Source organism: Corynebacterium sp. MSK032 (assembly GCF_030232065.1).
In the GTDB taxonomy this organism is placed as follows: Bacteria; Actinomycetota; Actinomycetes; order Mycobacteriales; family Mycobacteriaceae; genus Corynebacterium; species Corynebacterium jeikeium_D.
The window spans coordinates 36,953-55,566 of record NZ_JASPJR010000005.1 but is presented as its reverse complement, the minus strand read 5'-3'; the positions used below and the strand labels follow the sequence as shown (position 1 = coordinate 55,566).

Below are 18,614 nucleotides of genomic sequence, written 5' to 3'. Positions count from 1 at the left end.
TGCGGAGAATTTGGCTTGTCATGCGACAATAGCAGCTAGTATGACGAATTTTTCCAACAACTTTGATGAGGTCAGCGACGAAACGTCGCAGCAAGCTCGCACCTCGCACGAGATGGACGATTTTTTCATCGACGCTAATGATGCTGGCGAGAACGCCGATAGTGCCTCCGGGGATGCGTTCGCAACGAACGTCGGCACGCAAAGGGAACCTACCGTCGGTGATTTGGATTTGGAGGCGCGTTCCTCTCTGCGCCGGCTGACCAGGTCAGTAGCACATACTGAATCCGAAGAGGTGATGGTCGAGTACCGTCAGCTCCGACTGGAGCGCGTTGTGCTGCTCGGTGTCTGGACATCCGGGACCCTGCAGGAAGCCGAAGTGGCGATGGAGGAGCTCGCCGCGCTGGCAGAGACTGCAGGTTCGGAAGTTTTAGAGATGGTGCTGCAGCGTCGCGATAAGCCGGACCCTGGTACTTACGTGGGATCCGGCAAGCTCAACGAGCTTCGCGATATTGTCGCCTCTACCGGCGCAGATACAGTTATTTGCGACGGTGAGCTGTCTCCCGGCCAGTTGGTGGCGCTGGAGGATCGCCTTGACGCCAAGGTTATTGACCGCACCATGCTGATTCTGGATATCTTTGCTCAGCACGCGAAGTCCAAGGAGGGCAAGGCGCAGGTCTCGCTGGCACAAATGCAGTACCTGTACACGCGTCTGCGCGGCTGGGGCGGCAACCTATCGCGTCAGGCTGGTGGTCGCGCGGGCTCCAACGGCGGCGTGGGTCTGCGTGGTCCGGGTGAAACTAAGATCGAAACCGATCGTCAGCGCCTACGCCAAGATATGGCGCGAATCCGCAAGGAATTAGCTGGCATGAAGACTGCGCGTGAGATTAAACGCGCACGTCGTAAGGCTGGACACCTGCCGCGCGTGGCAATTGTCGGCTACACCAACGCGGGTAAATCTTCGTTGCTCAACGCACTGACAGGCGCTGGTGTGCTGGTGGAAGACGCGCTGTTTGCAACGCTGGATCCGACGACTCGTCGCACCAAGCTTCGCGACGGTCGCACGGTGATTATGACCGATACGGTCGGATTTGTTCGCCACTTGCCGACGCAGCTCATTGAAGCTTTTCGCTCGACCTTGGAAGAGGTGCTCGAAGCCGACGTCATCATGCACGTCGTAGACTCCTCTGACCCATTCCCGCTGGAGCAGATTAAGGCTGTCAACAAAGTCATCAACGAAATCGCGGAGGAAGAAAAGGCCGAGATTCCGCCCGAGCTGTTGGTAGTCAACAAGGTGGACAAGGCCGATGGCATCACTCTGGCGCAACTGCGCCACCAGCTCGATGATGCGGTCTTTGTCTCTGCGCGAACGGGTGAGGGGATCGGTGAACTGGAGACCCGACTCGAGCTTGCACTCAATGAGCTGGAGTCTCACGTCCACATGTTGATCCCCTATGACAAGGGCAATATTGTCTCCATGCTCCACGAAGATGCGACCGTGCTGTCGGAGACATGGACAGAGCAAGGCACCCAGATGGATGTGCGTTTGCCCACTAGCCTCGCGGATGAACTGTCGGCATACCGCATCGAACCTGCAGCGGATCCTCACTTCACGGCGGATGCGAATGAGGATAGTAGCAACGACGCCTAGTCGGAACAGGGAGAGCGACAAAGAGCTCCGGCAGTCCTGGGTTTAATGCGGTATCCGTGGCGTGATCTGCGGTGGGCATCCACTAGCATTACAACCATGAATTCTACTTCTGACGCGGAGACCCAACAGGGAACCTCCGCAAATCCGCCTGCTGAAAACGCCGAACGTGGCCGTCTTTTCGGTTGGGATATTCACGGTGACGGTCGAAAGATTGCACCGGGAGCCGTGGTGGCTCCCAACGAACGCCTCGATTGGCCTCGTACAATTGGCATTGGCGCACAGCACGTCATTGCCATGTTTGGTGCAACTCTTCTGGTGCCGCTGTTGACTGGTTTCCCAGTCAATACCACACTGCTGTTCTCGGGTATCGGCACGATTGTCTTCCTGCTAATCACCCGAAACCGCTTGCCCTCTTACCTGGGCTCGTCGTTTGCCTTCATCGCACCACTGACCGCGACACAGGCGCAGGGTATTGGTGTTCAGCTCGGTGTCGTGCTCTGCGCCGGCATCGCGCTCATGCTCGTTGGCTGCGTTGTAAAGTTCGCCGGCAAGCGTGTCCTCGATGCAGTGATGCCACCTGCAGTAACCGGTGCCATCGTCGCTCTCATCGGACTTAACCTGGCGCCTGCCGCCACGGAGAACTTCGCCACTCAGCCGTTGGTCGCATTTGTCACGATGGCATCCATTGTCTTCGCAACCGTCGCTGGCCGCGGTATGGTCAGCCGTCTGGGTGTCCTTATCGGCGTACTAATCGGCTGGGTCTTCGCCGCTGCCACTGGAAATCTCTCGCCCGAGGCTACAGAAACTGTCGGCAATGCCGCCTGGATTGGTCTGCCCGCATTCCACGCGCCGGAGTTCCACTTCAATGCGATGCTGATTGGTCTGCCCGTCATCGTAGTACTCATCGCAGAGAATGTCGGTCACGTCAAGGCTGTTGCTGCCATGACCGGCCGAAACCTCGATGACATCGCTGGCGATGCTCTTATTGCAGACGGTCTAGCCACCACCATCGCCGGTTCAGCTGGTGGTTCTGGTACCACTACCTACGCTGAAAATATCGGTGTTATGGCCGCTACCCGTGTCTATTCGACCGCAGCTTACTGGGTGGCAGCTTTCACCGCCATTGCACTGGCTTTCATTCCAAAGTTCGGCGCACTCATCTTGACTATTCCTACCGGCGTGCTCGGTGGGGCAACGATGGTGCTCTACGGCCTGATCGGTTTGCTCGGTGTGCGCATCTGGATGGACGAAAAGGTCGACTTCAACAACCCGGTTAATCTCACCGCTGCCGCCACCGCGCTGATCGCGGGTATCGGTAACCTCACCCTCGACATTGGTTCGCTGACGCTGGAGGGTATTGCTTGGGGGTCGGTCGGCATTATTATCGGCTATCCAATTTTGAACTGGCTCTACAATCGCATCGGCGAGAACCGCTCGTAGGCCACCCGTCCAGGGCAGAATCTCGCACGAATGCTTAACGACGGACCCCGTGACCGTTGCCACGATGTTTCGTCGTTAAGCTCTTTTGCTTTTTAATCGCTCAGGTCTTGGGCGATGAGTTCGGCGATTTTCTCTACCGCAACCGCGTTACTACTGGTCACAGTGACTTCATCGCCGAATTCGGCACCGAGTGCCATGAGCATCAACGAGGATGAAGCATCGGCCGGTTCGTTGTCGGGCTCGTCTGAGTCAAGGAGCTCGACCAGAATTTCTTCCTGAAAACGGGAGGCACGCTCAGCGATGACCGTTGCAGGGCGGGCATGAATACCCACCTTGGAGCCGACGTGGACATGTTGAGTAACCATGCGAGCGGCATCCTGCCTTTCTGCTTCTCGATTTCCTCGATGCCATTTCTGAGCTTAATAGGTTGCCCGGATGGGTTGGGGAATGTTTGCTGAAAATCGTAGAAATGCTCGTTGGGATAAACCAGCCGGTGCGGTAAAAACTACGCTTCCGCTGAAACGTCTGCTTCTAGGTTTTGATTATCGGTGCTGACTTGCCGCGGCCACAGGCTTTTAGCTGCCACAACGAGAATTGCTGCCACTATGCTGCCCAAGACGATTGCAGTAAGCCATGCGACAGGGTTGTCGATTGCAAACAGCACAAAAATACCTCCGTGCGGAACACGTGTGGCCGCACCCAAAGCCATTGAGGTGCCACCGGTGACGGCACCGCCAATCACAATCGACGGAATCACACGTAGCGGATCTGCGGCGGCGAAGGGAATTACTCCCTCTGAAATGAAGGCCGCACCGAGCACCCAGCCCGCTTTGCCGTTTTGACGCTCCGCCGAACTGAACAGCTTTGGTCGGATCACAACTGCCAGAGATGTAGCCAATGGAGGTACCATGCCCGCCGCCATCACAGCGGCCATGACCTTCCATGATGCGGGATCTGCTGAGGCGATGTTTGCGACGGCAAAAAGATAAGCAGCCTTGTTGATCATTCCGCCCATATCCACGCACATCATTGCGCCGAGAAGACCACCGAACAGGAACGCCGCCGTCGTATCCAGTGATTGCAGCCACTGCTGCAGAGCCGTCATCAGCCACGCCAGCGGCATCCCGAGCAGCAGGTACATGGTGAGCCCAACGGACATAGCGCCGAGCATAGGAATCACGACAACCGGCATCAGCGGTCGCAGCCAGTCCGGGACTTTCATCCTCAACAGTAGGGCTACAACTAGTCCCGCCAGGATGCCTGTCACCAGGCCCCCAAGGAAGCCGGCGCCAACCGTGACCGCGATGGCACCGCCAATAAAGCCTGGTGCAATGCCGGCTCTGCCAGCCATGCCAAAGGCGATATAAGCACTCATTACAGCCACAATGACCTGCATGCCGTGGTTGCCAATGGCAAAAAGCGCCGAGCCGAGATACAGCCACAGCCCACTACGATCAATTAGCACGGTGCCGAGATCTTCTGTCGGCACAGCAATCGGGGCATCGAGTCCGATAATCTCCGGCAGCCGCAAATCCCTAGTCACGGCGTCAGCTACTACACCAACCTGATGACCGCCGACGAGGAATCCCAGCGCAATCAACAACCCCGATGCGGCCACGAACGGCACCATATAGCTGACACCGGTCATAATGGCATCACGAACCCAGTGTCCGAAGGCTTTGTCACCGCCTAACGATGATTTATGTGCCCCCACCTTCGTAGTTGCTTGTACCCTCTCAGATGAAGGGTCTGCGCCTGTAGTACCGGTTTGCGAACCGGCCTCCTTGTCGTGGTCATCCTTAGGTTGCGGCGCCTTTCGGTCGTAGGCGCGAACCCGTGATTGTTCTGCTTTTGCCTTCGCTTGTTTAATAACCGCAGTAGGTTCATTGACTGCCTTACGAATTGGCACTTTGACCTGTGGTTTATCGCTGAAGCGCTTAAGCCCCGTAACCCCAATATCGGCTGCGATTACTAGCACGTCGGCCCGGACAATTGCCTCTGCGGGGGCTTCCTGGGTTCCTGCCGAGCCCTGCGTCTCTACAGTTAGTGTGACATCAGACATGCTTTCTGCCGCGCCAGTAAGCGCTTCGGCTGCCAAATAAGTGTGTGCGATGCCCGTGGGGCAGGCCGTGATGGCGACGATATTGGTCTTCGCCGGAGGTTTTTTCGCTTTCCGACGAGGCGCTTTGGTGACGTGCTCGCTAATGATCCGGGCAGTCTCTTCATCGCTTTCAGCACCGCGAAGAGCTGCGCGAAACCCCTTATCGCGAAGTGCTTTTGCGAGTGCGGCCAGAATATCGACGTGGACATCGCTGTTACTAGATGGGACACCAATGAAAAAGAGCAGGTCCGCCGGCCCATCTGGTGTGGTGAATTCTGTAGCGCTGGTTAAGCGGGCAAACATCAGGGTCGGCTTCGACCAGTCCTCATGGCGGCAGTGGGGGATGGCTATCCCTCCCGACAGACCTGTCGGGGCCTTCTCTTCGCGTTCGAGGGCTGCTGCGACGATGCCGTTGCTGTCGGTGGCGCGGCCGGTCTCTACAGCTTTAGCGACGAGATAGTTAAGGATCTTCTCCTTTTGCGGACCGATATCTAGGTCAAGGAACACTGTCGACTCATCGGCTAGGTCTGATGCAATAGCGGAAAAATCTGCCGAAGAAGACATGGTTTTCTAATGCTCCTTATCTAGGCATCGAAAAGCTAAGTGTCGAGCTGCCATAACCGGCCGGCCTCGGGGTGAACCTGTTCTGGATAGGGGATGGTCGTACCGGGAAGACTGGTTGCCGCCGCCCCATAAGCTACGGCGGTGGTTAGTGCATCTTGGTAGCTATCACCGCGTTCGCGGGACATAACGTAGCCGGCCAAAGCACAGTCTCCAGCACCGACCGTCGACTGAGCGACTATCGAGGGGGAGGTAGCAGCGAAACAACCGCCTGACTTCACTGAAAGCACCGCCCCTGCTTCGCCGAGAGTGGTCAGGACTTCGGAAACGCCAAGCTCGTTCAGCGCACGAGCAGCCTGCGCTACGGGAAGATAGTTCCCTTCGGCTGCAGCGGCCTCAAGTTCTTCGCCGTCCTGATCAATGATTTGACCAAGTTCGTAGGCGTTCGGCTTCATCAAAAAAGGTCGCACCTTTGGAAATGCGCGAACGACCTCAGTCAGTGGGCCGTCGCTCGTATCCATAGCAACACGAATATTCGGGTTGACCGAATACACCGCCTCGGTGCATTGAACGTAAAAATCCCTGGGGACACCAGGGGGCAATGAACCTGCGAAAACTACCCACGTGGCGTGTTTAGCATGGTGGATAAGTTTCTCCAGGACACGCCTACGGTGCGCTTTCGTCAATGTCATGCCAGGGGAATTGAGCTTGGTGGTCGTCCCATCTGGCTCTGCGAGTGTGAGATTAACGCGGGCTTCGTTAGTCGTGTTGATGGCTTCATGGGGTATGCCAGAGACTTCCAACAGGCGCGTGAATTTTCCGGAGTCCGATGCCGGGTAGAGCGCGAGCGTCTTTTCTCCGGCGTAGTGCAACGCCTTGGACACATTAATTCCCTTGCCACCAGCCATGTCCTCAGCCATTGGTAGGCGGAACACGCCACCTCGCTTGAGCTCCGTATCGAGTCGAGCAAGTCGATCGATTGACGGATTTACAGTCAAGGTCAGGATCATGAAGAAACCACAACCTCGACACCTTGCTCCCTGAGATCGTTGACGAACTGTTCCGGGGCAGAGGAATCTGTAATCACGACGTCGATATCTTCCAATGCTGCAAAGCTGACGAGAAAGTCGCGGCCAAGTTTCGTCGAGTCCGCCATAACGATGACCTTGCGCGCATTCGTAATCATCGCGCGCTTTACCGCCGCTTCCTGCGGATCAGCAGTAGAAAGACCGTGGTCAATTGTCAAGGCATTAGAACCAATGAAAGCGACATCGGCACGCATAACCGCGAGAGTGCGGAGTGCCGTATCGCCAGCAACCGCCTGAGTAATGACGCGAACTTGGCCGCCAAGGAGTTGAAGCTCAATGCGGTTCGATCCTGCGAGTGTGATGGCGTTGGGAAGAGAGTTTGTGACAACCGACCAACGGCGGTTATCAGGGGAGTGGACCATCAGCTCTGCAAGAGCCTCGGTGGTAGTTCCAGCATCGAGAAAAATTCCACCACCAGAGTCAGGCAGAAAATCCGCAGCACAGCGGGCAATAGAGAGCTTCGCGTCCTTTTGCGCGTTCTTTCGAGCGGCAACTGAAAACTCAACAGTCTGAAAAGAACGAGTAGCCACAGCGCCACCGTGTACGCGGTGAACTGCGCCCTCTGCATCCAACTGAGCTAGGTCACGGCGAATCGTCTCTGCTGTGACATCGAAAGCTTCCGCAAGATCAGCGACCGTCACGCGCCCTTCGACTGCTGTCAAAGACGCAATCTTCCGGCGGCGTTCCTCTGCGTACATTCCCCGCTCCTTAGCTGTTAAGAAATTTCAGCTTTACTATCTGTTCCCAGTATGCCCGTTTATGTCTGTTTCGGGCAACGAAAATGTGGGAAATTAGAGGCTGCGTAGGACGCTGACAATCTTGCCGAGGATTTTGGCGTGCTCCGCGGGGAGTGGGTCAAAGGCGCGATTATGGGGCATGAGCCACTTGCCAGCAGCGTCTTCGTGCCATTCCTTGACTGTTGCTTCATCTTCAAACAGGGCTGCAACGAAATCTCCCTGTTCGACCACGTCTTGGGAACGGACTACCACCCAGTCTCCGTCGAGAATGCCCGCGTCAACCATGGAATCACCCACGACCTTGAGTAGGTATAGCTGACCAGAGCCCGTAATCTCCATCGGAAGTGCCATGTGACTTTCCACATGCTGCTCCGCCAAAATAGGGTTGCCAGCCGCAATCTGTCCAACGATAGGAACGAAGATTGGCTCTGGCATGTCCTCTGGCATCTCGGGAGTTTGGGTGGTGCCAGTAGCCTTTGGCCCAGGCTTTACCGGAGTGAAAGTGCCAGCGGAGGACTTCGAATCCCTTACGTTTACCGCGCGGGGTTTGTGTGGGTCGCGGCGGAGAAAGCCCTTCTTCTCCAACTCCTTGAGTTGGTATGCCACCGACGAGGTGGAATTCAAGCCCACAGCATCCCCAATTTCTCGAATGCTCGGTGGGTATCCGCGAAGTACGACGGCATCCGAAATGACGTCAAGAATCCGACGCTGCCGATCGGTGAGTGTTTTAGGGTTCGCTTTCTTCTTTTGAGCCATGGAACATCCCTTCTCAAACTCTTTCGAATGAATCATAACTCAAAACTGTTCGAATCGTCGAGCATCGAACACTGTGCCCCCTTGAATTCTTTAGAAAACGTGTACATTATCCGTGCTCGGAGGCGGTGGTGATGTCGAAAATCGAAAATAAATCCGGATAGCAGTAGACAATATTCGAACATGGTGTTATAAATCGAACATGACAAGTTACTCGAACAGTCGTTTGATGAAAGGGTCTAGACGGATTCTCCGCATCCGCCCTTGGACATAGTCTCCACAGCGTCGGGAAACGGTCGTACAACTCTTATTCTCTCCAGGCCGGCAACGGTGGGAGAGTCAACGTTGGAAAGGGAGAAAACATGATGTCTACGGTTTCAACCGCACTTGGTGTTAGCAGCACATCTGATATTGACTTTTCTCAAGTTTCCGAGCTCCCTGCTCGGACGACACGGAAAGCCCCGTTGGTGTGGGGTGAACGTAGTGCGTCTTGCACACAGCACATCGTTCGGCCCGGTCAGCGTGCACGTATTGCACAGCGCAATCGAAATGGGGCTTCATCGGCGCGAATGCGGAGGGACAGGTCGCGGCCCAGTCATGTCTCGGTCAACTACGGGCGTCCGTCTCTATCCGTTAGCAGGGCGCAGCAGTCCAATCGTAGTGATGTATCCGCAGGCACTAACCTGACTCGCCTGATGGCGGTATGGGCTCTAGGGCTTGGTGCTTTCTTCGGAGTTTTCGGCAGCATGGTCTTTGAACAGGGACAAAGTGAGGCGGTCGAAAGCACCTTTACGTCTACGTACGCTTCCTACTCCGCGCAATAATCATTCCAGTTTCCGGTGTTGGGGTGGGACGTAGACTGGAGACCGTGTATTGCCAGTTTTGTCATCATGATCAGACACGAGTCTTGGACTCACGGTTGATAGATAACGGTATGGGGATTCGTCGCCGAAGGGAATGCCTGAATTGCGGCAAACGTTTTTCTACGATTGAACGCTCGCAGCTGATGGTCGTTAAACGGGATGGAATCCCTGAGGAATTCAACCGCGAAAAGGTTATCCAGGGTGTTCGACGTGCGTGCCAGGGGCGCGAAGTATCAGAGTCTCAGCTGAAGAAACTTGCACAAAAAGTGGAGGAGAGCCTCCGCGAGAAAGGCACGCCCCGGGTGGACTCAAACGATATCGGCCTTGCCATCCTTGAGCCGCTCAAAGAACTGGACGAAGTTGGCTATCTCCGCTTCGCTTCGGTGTACAAGTCCTTTTCCTCCGCGGACGATTTCGCGCAAGAGATTGCCAGCATGCGCAAGGGGAAAGGACCGCAGGCTAATGGCAACGAGGTTAAAAAGAACTAACGCAGTTTATCCACACGTTTCTTTATTCGAGTCAGGGATACGCTCTGGGCGGTACCCAGCCGTTGTGCGAAAAGGCTGACGCGCAGCTCTTGAATGAGCCACTGAATATCCCGTACCTCCGCGGAATTCGAACGTGCCTTAGGCAGCTGCTGAAGCTTTGCCGCCAAGTATTCGCGGGCCTCAGTCACCTCATCTTCACGTTCGGCATCACGGTCCGGGTCACGGTCCATTTCCTCAAGCCGAATCTCCATCGCTTGGAGATAACGTGGCAAATGTCGTAGGTGCTGCCAACCGTGCCTTGCCACAGCGCCCTTAGGGAACATGAACTCCAGCTGGCGACGCATATCGTCAATAGCATCGCCTTCCCACTTGTTTAGCTGATTTACCACCGAGACATAACGAGGCATTGCCTGGGCAACGCCGACGACCAATTGGCGCACCTCTGAGGCGACTCCAGAACGAACGTGTTCGAGTAGTTTGTCGAATTCCTTCGGATCGCGGACCGGGCCGCCGGCAGCCATCATACGGTCGCGAATCACTGCGACACGGCAGTCCTCGACAAGCCCATCGGCGCCCCCATGTGGCCATGCGTCCACGCCAACACGTTGCTGGAGTGGAAGCCCCTTAGTCATTTGTGCACCATTTACTGGGCAATCCCGCAATAGCATTGTCAAGTTTGTGGTCGCCAACGTCGCCTCAGCCTGAGCCTTAGTTGGTTTGACCTCAATGGCCACGCCATCCTTGGTGGTCACCAGCGTCGGATACATCGTGACGGACTGACCGTCGACATTACTTTTGACCGTTAATGAGACGGCGCCCAAGTTCTCTGAAGTCCACTTTTTCACAGCTTCGCGTGCTGCAGACTTCGAACGTTTCGACACAGCAGTTGAGACCGTCGAGGCATGCTTGTCTCGAAGCGCAGCAAGATCTCGGCTCTGATCGACGATCTTTCCATGGCGGTCGACCACTGCGTAGTTAAAGCGCAAGTGTGCTGGCAGCTTCGAAGGGGCAAAGTCTGCACCATTGATGCCCGAGCCTCCGAGTCGTCGTAAAGCATCGGCAAAAACATCGACGAAGCGGCCTGAGTACGGAGTCATCGTCTCCAGCGCGCGGCGTGCGAAATCCGGGGCGGGGACAACGGACTTCCGCAGTGCCTTCGGCAGAGTGCGAATGTAGGCTTCCGCGAGCTCAGCGCGAAGACCTGGTACCTGCCAGTCGAAGCCATCTTCACGCAGACCTGCAAGAAGAGGCACGGGGACACGGAGAGTCACACCGTCATCAGGGGCGCCCGGTTCGAATTTATAGGACAGAGAGAAATCGACCGAGCCCTGCTGCCACATTTCGGGGAAGGCGTTGTCGTCGATGTCGCCGGCTTCGGGGTTGAGCAGCTTATTGGGATCAAAGTCCAGTAGATTTGGCTGCTTGGGCTTAGTTTTCTTCCACCAGCGGTCAAAATTGGTGGCCGTGGTGATAGAGGCGGGCAGCTTGGAGTCGTAGAACGCGTAGAGCACGTCGTCATCGACGACAATGCCGCGGGAACGCTGCTTTTCCTCGATCTTCTCGGCTTCGGCAAGTTTGTCTTGATTGTTCTTAAAGAACTCGTGATGTGTGTTCCATTCGCCGTCGACAAGCGCAGAGCGAATGAAGATCGAGCGGGCGGCGTCGGCATTGACTCGGTGATAAGGCATCAAACGGTCAACCACCACGGGCACGCCGTAGAGCGTCGACTTCTGGTAAGCCATCGCTGCACCGCGCTTAGTAGACCAGTGAGGCTTTGAGTACTGGTGCTTGAGCAGATGAGGGGCTACCTTCTCTAGCCACTGCGGCTGAATCGTGCCGACGTTGCGCGCAAAAGTGCGCGAGGTCTCGACGATTTCCGCAGCCATCACCCAGCGAGGCGGCTTCTTTGCCAACGCGGACGAGGGGTGAATGAGGAACTTAGTGTTGCGGGTGCCAGTAAATTCCTTGCCCTCGCCCTCGCGCGTACCAATCATCGATAACAGACCCGGTAACAGTGACTTTGCCACCTCGTCGGGATTGTCGACACCGTTGGTTGAGCTGCGGGCCGAAAGATGCCAGCCCAGCTCGGCCGTTGCCTGGTGGAGCTGACGCACCAAGTCCTGCCACTCGCGAACGCGCAGATAGTGGAGGTACTCGCGCTTGCACATCTTGCGGAATTGGTTACCGCTAAGCTCGCGACGCTTTTCCTCCAGGTACTCCCAGAGCTTCAGTAGGGAGTTGAAGTCGCTGGTGGTGTCCTTAAAACGGGCATGTAGCTGATCTGCCTGAGCTTGGAACTCCAGTGGACGTTCGCGAACATCCTGCAGAGACAAAGCGGCGACAATGACGGTTACCGCCCCAAGAGTGGTGTTCTCGTACCCTTCGACCAGCATGCGGGCAAGACGCGGGTCGACTGGGATACGGGCAATTTGTCGGCCGATGTCCGTCAGCTCGGGGGCATCAGACCCCGACGTGGTGGTAATAGCCTGAAGCTCTGTGAGCAGGTTAATGCCATCGCGGATTGCTTTGTGCTCTGGTGGCTGGACAAAGGGGAAGTCCTCAATCGCGCCAAGCCGCAGTGAAATCATTTGCAGTACAACCGAAGCGAGATTGGTGCGCAGAATCTCCGGATCCGTAAACTCGGGGCGCGAGAGAAAATCCTCTTCGCTGTAGAGACGAATCGCCACACCATCAGCTACACGGCCACAGCGTCCAGAGCGCTGATTCGCGGATGCCTGGCTGATGTCCTCAACTGGCAGGCGCTGCACCTTCGTGCGGGTGGAGTAGCGGGAAATGCGTGCGGTACCAGTATCGACGACATACTCGATACCAGGGACCGTCAGCGACGTTTCCGCAATGTTGGTCGCCAGCACAATGCGACGCCCGGAATGCGGAGTGAAGATCCGATGCTGCTCTGCATTAGATAGCCGACCGAATAGTGGAACGGCTTCTACACCTTTCCAGTGTTTGCCCTCGATGGCTTCGGCAGCTTCTCGGATCTCTCGCTCACCCGAAAAGAACACCAGGATATCGCCGTCGCCAAGCCGCATCAGCTCTTCACACGCAGCGATTACACCATCGATCTGCTCGATGGCGACTTCCTTTTCCTGCCCATTCTTCGCAACAACGGTCCGCACCAGCGGGCGATAGCGGATTTCCACCGGGTAGGTGCGCCCCGACACCTCGATGATGGGCGCAGGGTGCTCGTCGTCAGGCGCGAAATGACGAGCGAACCGTTCCGGATCAATCGTCGCGGAAGTGATAATGATTTTCAGATCTGGACGCTGCGGCAGAATATGCTTTAAATATCCCAGCAGGAAGTCGATGTTGAGGCTGCGCTCGTGCGCCTCATCGATGATGATGGTGTCGTACTCGCGTAGCAGTCGGTCGCGGCCAATTTCGGCCAGCAGGATACCGTCGGTCATCAGTTTGATGCAGGTATCCTTGCTCACGCGATCATCAAAACGCACTGCATAGCCGACGTGCTGTCCAATCTTTTCGCCCAGCTCATGAGCGATGCGCTCCGCGACGGAACGCGCCGCAATACGACGTGGCTGAGTGTGACCAATCTTGCCCCGCACGCCGCGTCCCAGTTCGAGGCATATCTTCGGGATCTGCGTAGTCTTACCAGAGCCAGTCTCACCAGCAATAATGACGACCTGGTTGTTTTCAATTGCCTCTGCAATGTCGTCGCGGCGCGCGGACACCGGCAACTGGGCAGGGTAGGTGATGCGAGGAATCGCTTTACGACGATCTTCTAACCGCTCCAGCGCAAAGTCGAGGTCTGCAGAGATTGCAGACAGCGCCTTCGGCGCGGATGCTCGCTTTAGCCGGCGTCGGAAGGACTGAGCCTCCCGAATCGGCAATTGATCAGCGAGCTGGTAGAGCTCCTTTTTACGCGTGTCCTTAGCAGGTTTGCCAGAGCGCTGTGGCCTGGCGGAATTGCGGTGGCCGGAGTGGTGGTTTCCCGACTGGGCACGTGGAGCTGGTTTATCAGAACGGCTAGGAGTACTCATGGTTGCCTACTAGATTAGCCGCGTCTGGGGAGACAACCCACATCTGTGCTGATTAAGAGGTGCTCGAGATAGTCCGATGGCAGCAGGGAGCGTCCTACTTTGCGGCTGCTAGCTCTTCGGCAACTTCCTTGCAGTCCTCGCGCCCACAGTGCTGTGTCTCGGTGTGCTCCCAGCAATCATCGCAAATAAGCACCTGACGACGGCAGGTATCTTCGTTGATGCAGTTCTGGAAGGTGTTTGTGGGCTTGCCGCAGTGGACGCAGTGCCCGAGCTGTACGTAGTCCTCGTCTTCGATGCCATCGCCAAACTCCATATGCATGCGCTTGTCGAAGACATATAGGGAGCCTTCCCACAGCCCCTTATTGCCAAACTTTTCGCCGTAGCGCACAATACCGCCGTCGATTTGGTAGACCTCTTCGAAACCGCGGTTCTTCATAAGTGCGGAGAGGATCTCGCAGCGGATGCCGCCGGTGCAGTAGGAGATAACCGGCTTGTCCTTCATCCAGTCGTACTTACCGGATTCCAGTTCGTCGATGAAGTCGTGCGTGGTCTTTACGTCCGGGACGACAGCGTTTTTAAACTTGCCAATCTCGGCTTCCATTGCGTTGCGGCCATCGAAGAAGATGACATCGTCGCCGCGTTCCTCGACCAGTTTATTGACCTCTTCCGGCTTCAAATGTGTGCCGCCGCCAATGACACCATCGACATCGACTTTCAGCTCACCCGGAGCACCGAAAGCGACGATTTCGTCGCGAACCCTGACGGAGAGTTTTGGAAAGTCATCAGCGCCGCCTTCGCTCCACTTGAACTGCATGGAGTGAAAAGCGGGGTACTGCTTGGTTTTCTTGATGTACTTCTTGCAGGCATCGAGATCACCGCCGACGGTGCCATTGATGCCGTGCTCGGACACCAGAATGCGGCCCTTGAGCCCTAACGACTCGCAAAGATCGCGCTGCCATAGCATGATGGCACGCGGATCGGACAGTGGGGCGAACTGGTAGTACAGAAGAATCTTGCTGATGCTCACGGGGACTATTCTAGTCTGCTCTCTCAGTTATCCTATTTTCGGCGTGAGCTGCTGGTATGGCTTAGTGCTTCTGATAGAGAGCCTTCTTCTGGTACTTAGGCTCCGAAGTCACTAGCACACCGAGGTTGCGGAAAATTGTTTCGTCCACGCTGCCCAGAATGGTGGTGGTGTGGACATCGCAGTTTCGAAGGTTCTTCAGCTCGGCGAGGGCTGCGCGGGCATCGTCGCTGGTGGCCGCCGACACGGAAAGGGCGATAAGAACCTCGTCGGTATGTAAGCGGGGGTTGCGGCTGCCCAGGTGATGCGTCTTAAGCGTTTGAATTGGCTCAATGGCAGCTGGGGAGAGCAAGTGCAAGTCCGGGTCGATATTGGCGAGCTTCTTGAGAGCGTTGAGGAGCATTGCTGCTGAGCATCCGAGTAGTTCAGAAGTCTTGCCCGTGATGATTGTGCCGTCGTGCAATTCGATTGCGCTACCCGGTGCCCCGGTAGATTTCTCAACTTCAAGTGCTGGTGCGACGACTCGGCGGGCGGCTGTCGACACGTTGGCCTTGCTCATAATCATGGCAATGCGCTGTGAGACTTCGTCGTCTGCGCTGTTCTTGTGTTCGTCGACAAGAGCCTTGTAGTAACGGCGAACGATTTCCTGGTTGGATGCCTCTCGGCACACTTCGTCATCGTCGATACAGTAACCGGCCATATTGACGCCCATGTCGGTCGGTGACTTGTACGGCGACTCGCCCGCGAGCTTCTCCAACAGAGTGCGCAGCAGTGGGAAGACCTCGACATCACGGTTATAGCTGGTGACCTTGGTGTCATAGGCGGCCAAATGAAAAGGGTCGATGAGATTGATGTCATCGAGATCAGCTGTTGCCGCCTCGTAGGCCAGATTTACCGGGTGTTCGAGTGCCAGGTTCCAGATAGGGAAGGTCTCAAACTTTGCGTAACCGGAACGAATTCCGTGTTTGTGATCGTGATAAATCTGCGATAGACAGGTCGCCAGCTTTCCAGAGCCCGGGCCCGGCGCTGTAACAACGACCAAGTCCCGCGACGTTTGCGCCCATTCATTCAGCCCGAAGCCGGCTTCACTGACAATTTTCTCCGTGTTTGTCGGGTAGCCCTCGATATTGCGATGGCGGATTACGCTCAATCCGAGTCGCTGCAGGCGCTCAATGAAGTTCTTTGCCAGGGTGTTGTCGTCGGAAAGCTGCGTGACGACGACGCTGTCGACTAGAAACCCGCGTTCACGAAAGACATCGACGAGGCGCAGCACATCGTCTTCGTAAGTGATGTCGAGGTCAGCGCGGACCTTGTGGCGCTCCAAATCCTTGGCATTGATGCACACCATGATTTCCAGATCGTCTTTGAGGCGATCGAGCATAGCGATTTTATTGTCAGGCGTGAAGCCGGGGAGCACGCGCGAGGCATGCATGTCATCAAATAGCTTGCCGCCCATTTCGAGATAGAGCTTGCCGCCTTCACCTGCGATGTCTGCGCGCCGCTTCTTAATATGAGCGGATTGCATTTCGATGTACTTTTCGCGGTTAAAACCGACAGCCTGAGCCATGGTGCCCTTTCTGAAGTTGTGTCTGCGAGGAGCGCGCTAAAGCTTGCGAAATTCTACTGTGTCCATGGTAGTGATACTGCCTTGCGAATGTCGTATCGGTTACTGCTGTCGCGGGGGGAATTTTGGGAACTTTGGCTTATTAGGCCACGCGTAGGGGATTGTCTGATTAAAGTCCAACATATTGATATTCAAAAAGAAATATGAAGAGGATGTGACATGCTCGATCCCCAGATGGCATCATCGTCGAATTCGGCAGAACCAACCGCACGCGCCCCGTACCAAGTGGGCAGGCGAGGCTTCCTCGTCGGAGCAACTGCCGTGTCAGCTGCGAGTATGATGCCTGCCGTAAATGGTGCATCAAAGGCAAACGCCGCTCCTGCAAACGGGGCTTCTGCCGCCGCGGGGAATTCGACCACCACTTTGAATGTCGGTCGAGGAATGGCTGACATGACAGGCGAGCCACTCGGCGCTGGCATGAACGGGTATGCGGTCATGGACCAGACCACCTCGGGTCTGCGTCTTCGCCAGATGGCGCGTGCATTCATCTTCGGTGATGACAACGACAACCGTGTCGTCCACGTCACCGCAGATATGGGGCTCATGTTCCAGTCCATCCAGATGGAAGTTCTGCGGCGACTGCGAGCTCTCTTCGGAGACCTCTACCACGAGGGCAACGTGCTTATCTGCGCATCTCATACGCATGTCGCGCCGGGTGGTACATCGGGCCATCTTATGGTCGACCTGACTACTCTCGGTTTCCGTCCCGTCACTTTCGAAGCTGTGGTCGTCGGTGTGGTCAAGGCTATTGAACGTGCACACGCTGATTACCAGCCGTCGACTATCCACCTGACCAAGGGGATTGCCAAGGATGCGGGTGTTAACCGCTCCCTGGAGGCATTCAGGCGTAACCCCGAGGAAGAACAGCGTCTTTTCCCCGACGGAGTCAACCCGGAAAGCCATACACTGCACGTGAGTCGCGGTGGTCGCGAAGTCGGATTCATTAACTGGTATGGAATTCATCCGACCACCTTCGGCCCCGAGCACACCATCATCGACGGCGACAACAAGGGCTATGCAGCATGGAAGGTTGAGGTCGACCGCGGGGTTACCCACCGTGAGCCGGCCGATGCCCCCTTTGTCGCCGCATTTACCATGTCGTGCCCGGGTGACATCAGCCCGAACATGGGGCTCGTGCCAAATTCGGGTCCCGGCAACGGAGACGAAGCAGAGTCCGCCCGCATTCTCGGTCAGCGTCAGATTGACGCTACCCAGGGTCAGACCATTGCACTGCCAGGAGGCGGAATCTCTACCGTCCACAAGTGGGTCAACCTCGGCGATGTCGACATTGACGGCCAATTCACGCCCGACGGCCAGCCGCACCGCACTGGACCTGCAATCCTCGGTGCGGCCTTCGCAGCCAGTAGCCAGGAGGACGGCGGCGGCGAACCAGCCCTAGGTTTCAACGAGGGCCAGCGTGGAGGCACACCGTGGGTACGTCAGCTCAATAACGTCGTACTCCCGAAAAATATCGGGGAGATTCAGGGCGAGAAAGAATGCCTGCTGCCAGTGGGCTACATCGATGGTCTTCTCCAGCAGACCCACATGTTCTCCATCACCCGCATCGGTGGCTTCACCTTGATTACCAACGGCCTTGAACCAACCACGATGTCGGGTTACCGCATGCGTCAGCACGTCGCTGAAATCCTCGGCGTTCCAATCGACACTGTCATCTGCCAGGGCTACACCAACAGCTATGGACACTACGTCGTTACCCCAGAGGAATACGATCAGCAGGACTACGAGGGCGGCGCAACGGCTTTCGGCAAGTACACGCTCAGTGCGATGATCTCCATCTATCACGATCTCGCCCACGCGCTTGCCGACGGCATGGCTGTCGACCCGGGCAGTGCTGCAGGTGACCTCACTGGCATCATCCCGCCGTCGCCAGCAGGAGGAAAGACTATCGATTCCGTACCAATGGGCAAGAATTTTGGTGACGTGCTCGAATCGACTGCAAGCGTCACGGTAGGGCAGCAGGCCGTTGCCCAATTCGTCGCGGCAAATCCGAATAACGACTTGCGACTGGAAGACGGCTACCTACTCATCAAAAATGACCGCGGTGAGATCGTTTCTGACGACTGGGACCAGGCAACTGTCATTGAATTTGCCAAGGACGGTAATTACACCACCGCCAAGGTCACTTGGGAGACCGGAGGAGTCGCGCCGGGCAAGTATGACATCATCGTGCGTGGTAGCGCGTTGGGTGCCGGTGATTCGCTGAACGAGTTCGAGGGAGCCGCCGCGGTGGAGCTCGTGTAAGAACGTCCA

Annotated in this window: 12 protein-coding genes; 4 read left to right on the top strand and 8 right to left on the bottom strand. The window is 56.4% G+C overall.

Annotation, left to right across the window (positions count from 1 at the left end; all coding sequences use genetic code 11):
- The first annotated feature begins 40 nt into the window (after positions 1-40).
- Complete coding sequence (gene hflX / locus QP995_RS04190; RefSeq protein WP_070652953.1) at positions 41-1,648, top strand: GTPase HflX; 1,608 nt, start codon at positions 41-43, stop codon at positions 1,646-1,648.
- Between the two features lie 96 nt (positions 1,649-1,744).
- Entirely contained in the window at positions 1,745-3,088 is a 1,344-nt protein-coding gene (locus tag QP995_RS04185; protein ID WP_224433128.1) for a uracil-xanthine permease family protein, read from the top strand.
- A gap of 92 nt (positions 3,089-3,180) precedes the next feature.
- On the opposite strand, the gene QP995_RS04180 is transcribed toward QP995_RS04185, so the two are convergent.
- The 5 genes from QP995_RS04180 to lexA all read right to left on the bottom strand — a co-directional run bounded on the left by QP995_RS04180 (position 3,181) and on the right by lexA (position 8,331).
- Entirely contained in the window at positions 3,181-3,453 is a 273-nt protein-coding gene (locus QP995_RS04180) for an HPr family phosphocarrier protein (protein ID WP_016422625.1), read from the bottom strand.
- A 140-nt stretch (positions 3,454-3,593) separates the two neighbouring features.
- Complete coding sequence (locus QP995_RS04175) at positions 3,594-5,753, bottom strand: PTS fructose transporter subunit IIABC (protein ID WP_284852949.1); 2,160 nt, start codon at positions 5,751-5,753, stop codon at positions 3,594-3,596.
- Between the two features lie 35 nt (positions 5,754-5,788).
- Positions 5,789-6,760 (bottom strand): 1-phosphofructokinase family hexose kinase, encoded by a 972-nt coding sequence (locus QP995_RS04170; protein WP_284852948.1) that lies wholly within the window; start codon positions 6,758-6,760, stop codon positions 5,789-5,791.
- Positions 6,757-7,536, bottom strand: coding sequence for a DeoR/GlpR family DNA-binding transcription regulator (locus tag QP995_RS04165; protein ID WP_284852947.1), 780 nt, complete (start codon positions 7,534-7,536; stop codon positions 6,757-6,759). The genes QP995_RS04170 and QP995_RS04165 overlap by 4 nt, the downstream gene beginning before the upstream one ends.
- 93 nt (positions 7,537-7,629) lie before the next feature.
- Positions 7,630-8,331 (bottom strand): transcriptional repressor LexA, encoded by a 702-nt coding sequence (gene lexA / locus QP995_RS04160; protein WP_016422629.1) that lies wholly within the window; start codon positions 8,329-8,331, stop codon positions 7,630-7,632.
- 865 nt (positions 8,332-9,196) lie between these two features.
- Here lexA and nrdR point away from each other — a divergent pair.
- The gene (gene nrdR / locus QP995_RS04155; RefSeq protein ID WP_042388651.1) at positions 9,197-9,679 is read left to right on the top strand and encodes a transcriptional regulator NrdR; all 483 of its coding nucleotides are present in this window, start codon (positions 9,197-9,199) and stop codon (positions 9,677-9,679) included.
- Here the strand turns inward: nrdR and hrpA are convergent.
- The 3 genes from hrpA to QP995_RS04140 all read right to left on the bottom strand — a co-directional run bounded on the left by hrpA (position 9,676) and on the right by QP995_RS04140 (position 16,286).
- Complete coding sequence (gene hrpA / locus QP995_RS04150) at positions 9,676-13,695, bottom strand: ATP-dependent RNA helicase HrpA (RefSeq protein WP_284852946.1); 4,020 nt, start codon at positions 13,693-13,695, stop codon at positions 9,676-9,678. The two genes, nrdR and hrpA, sit on opposite strands and share 4 nt — an antisense overlap.
- A gap of 94 nt (positions 13,696-13,789) precedes the next feature.
- Positions 13,790-14,722 carry an oxygen-dependent tRNA uridine(34) hydroxylase TrhO gene (trhO, locus tag QP995_RS04145; protein WP_016422632.1) on the bottom strand — a complete coding sequence of 311 codons (933 nt, stop codon included), beginning with the start codon at positions 14,720-14,722 and terminating at the stop codon, positions 13,790-13,792.
- 61 nt (positions 14,723-14,783) lie between these two features.
- On the bottom strand, positions 14,784-16,286 hold the full coding sequence (locus QP995_RS04140) for a DUF1846 domain-containing protein (protein WP_016422633.1): 1,503 nt from the start codon (positions 16,284-16,286) through the stop codon (positions 14,784-14,786).
- A gap of 216 nt (positions 16,287-16,502) precedes the next feature.
- Here QP995_RS04140 and QP995_RS04135 point away from each other — a divergent pair, with 216 nt between their 5' ends.
- Positions 16,503-18,605, top strand: a complete 2,103-nt coding sequence (locus QP995_RS04135) for a neutral/alkaline non-lysosomal ceramidase N-terminal domain-containing protein (RefSeq protein WP_049170894.1) — start codon at positions 16,503-16,505, stop codon at positions 18,603-18,605.
- Positions 18,606-18,614 lie beyond the last annotated feature (9 nt).

What these genes read in the sequence shown, in the direction of transcription:
- hflX (WP_070652953.1), top strand. Translation starts at nt 41, where the DNA reads ATGACGAATTTTTCCAACAACTTTGATGAGGTCAGCGACGAAACGTCG.
- QP995_RS04185 (WP_224433128.1), top strand. Translation starts at nt 1,745, where the DNA reads ATGAATTCTACTTCTGACGCGGAGACCCAACAGGGAACCTCCGCAAAT.
- QP995_RS04180 (WP_016422625.1), bottom strand. Translation starts at nt 3,453, where the DNA reads ATGGTTACTCAACATGTCCACGTCGGCTCCAAGGTGGGTATTCATGCC.
- QP995_RS04175 (WP_284852949.1), bottom strand. Translation starts at nt 5,753, where the DNA reads ATGTCTTCTTCGGCAGATTTTTCCGCTATTGCATCAGACCTAGCCGAT.
- QP995_RS04170 (WP_284852948.1), bottom strand. Translation starts at nt 6,760, where the DNA reads ATGATCCTGACCTTGACTGTAAATCCGTCAATCGATCGACTTGCTCGA.
- QP995_RS04165 (WP_284852947.1), bottom strand. Translation starts at nt 7,536, where the DNA reads ATGTACGCAGAGGAACGCCGCCGGAAGATTGCGTCTTTGACAGCAGTC.
- lexA (WP_016422629.1), bottom strand. Translation starts at nt 8,331, where the DNA reads ATGGCTCAAAAGAAGAAAGCGAACCCTAAAACACTCACCGATCGGCAG.
- hrpA (WP_284852946.1), bottom strand. Translation starts at nt 13,695, where the DNA reads ATGAGTACTCCTAGCCGTTCTGATAAACCAGCTCCACGTGCCCAGTCG.
- QP995_RS04140 (WP_016422633.1), bottom strand. Translation starts at nt 16,286, where the DNA reads ATGGCTCAGGCTGTCGGTTTTAACCGCGAAAAGTACATCGAAATGCAA.
- QP995_RS04135 (WP_049170894.1), top strand. Translation starts at nt 16,503, where the DNA reads ATGCTCGATCCCCAGATGGCATCATCGTCGAATTCGGCAGAACCAACC.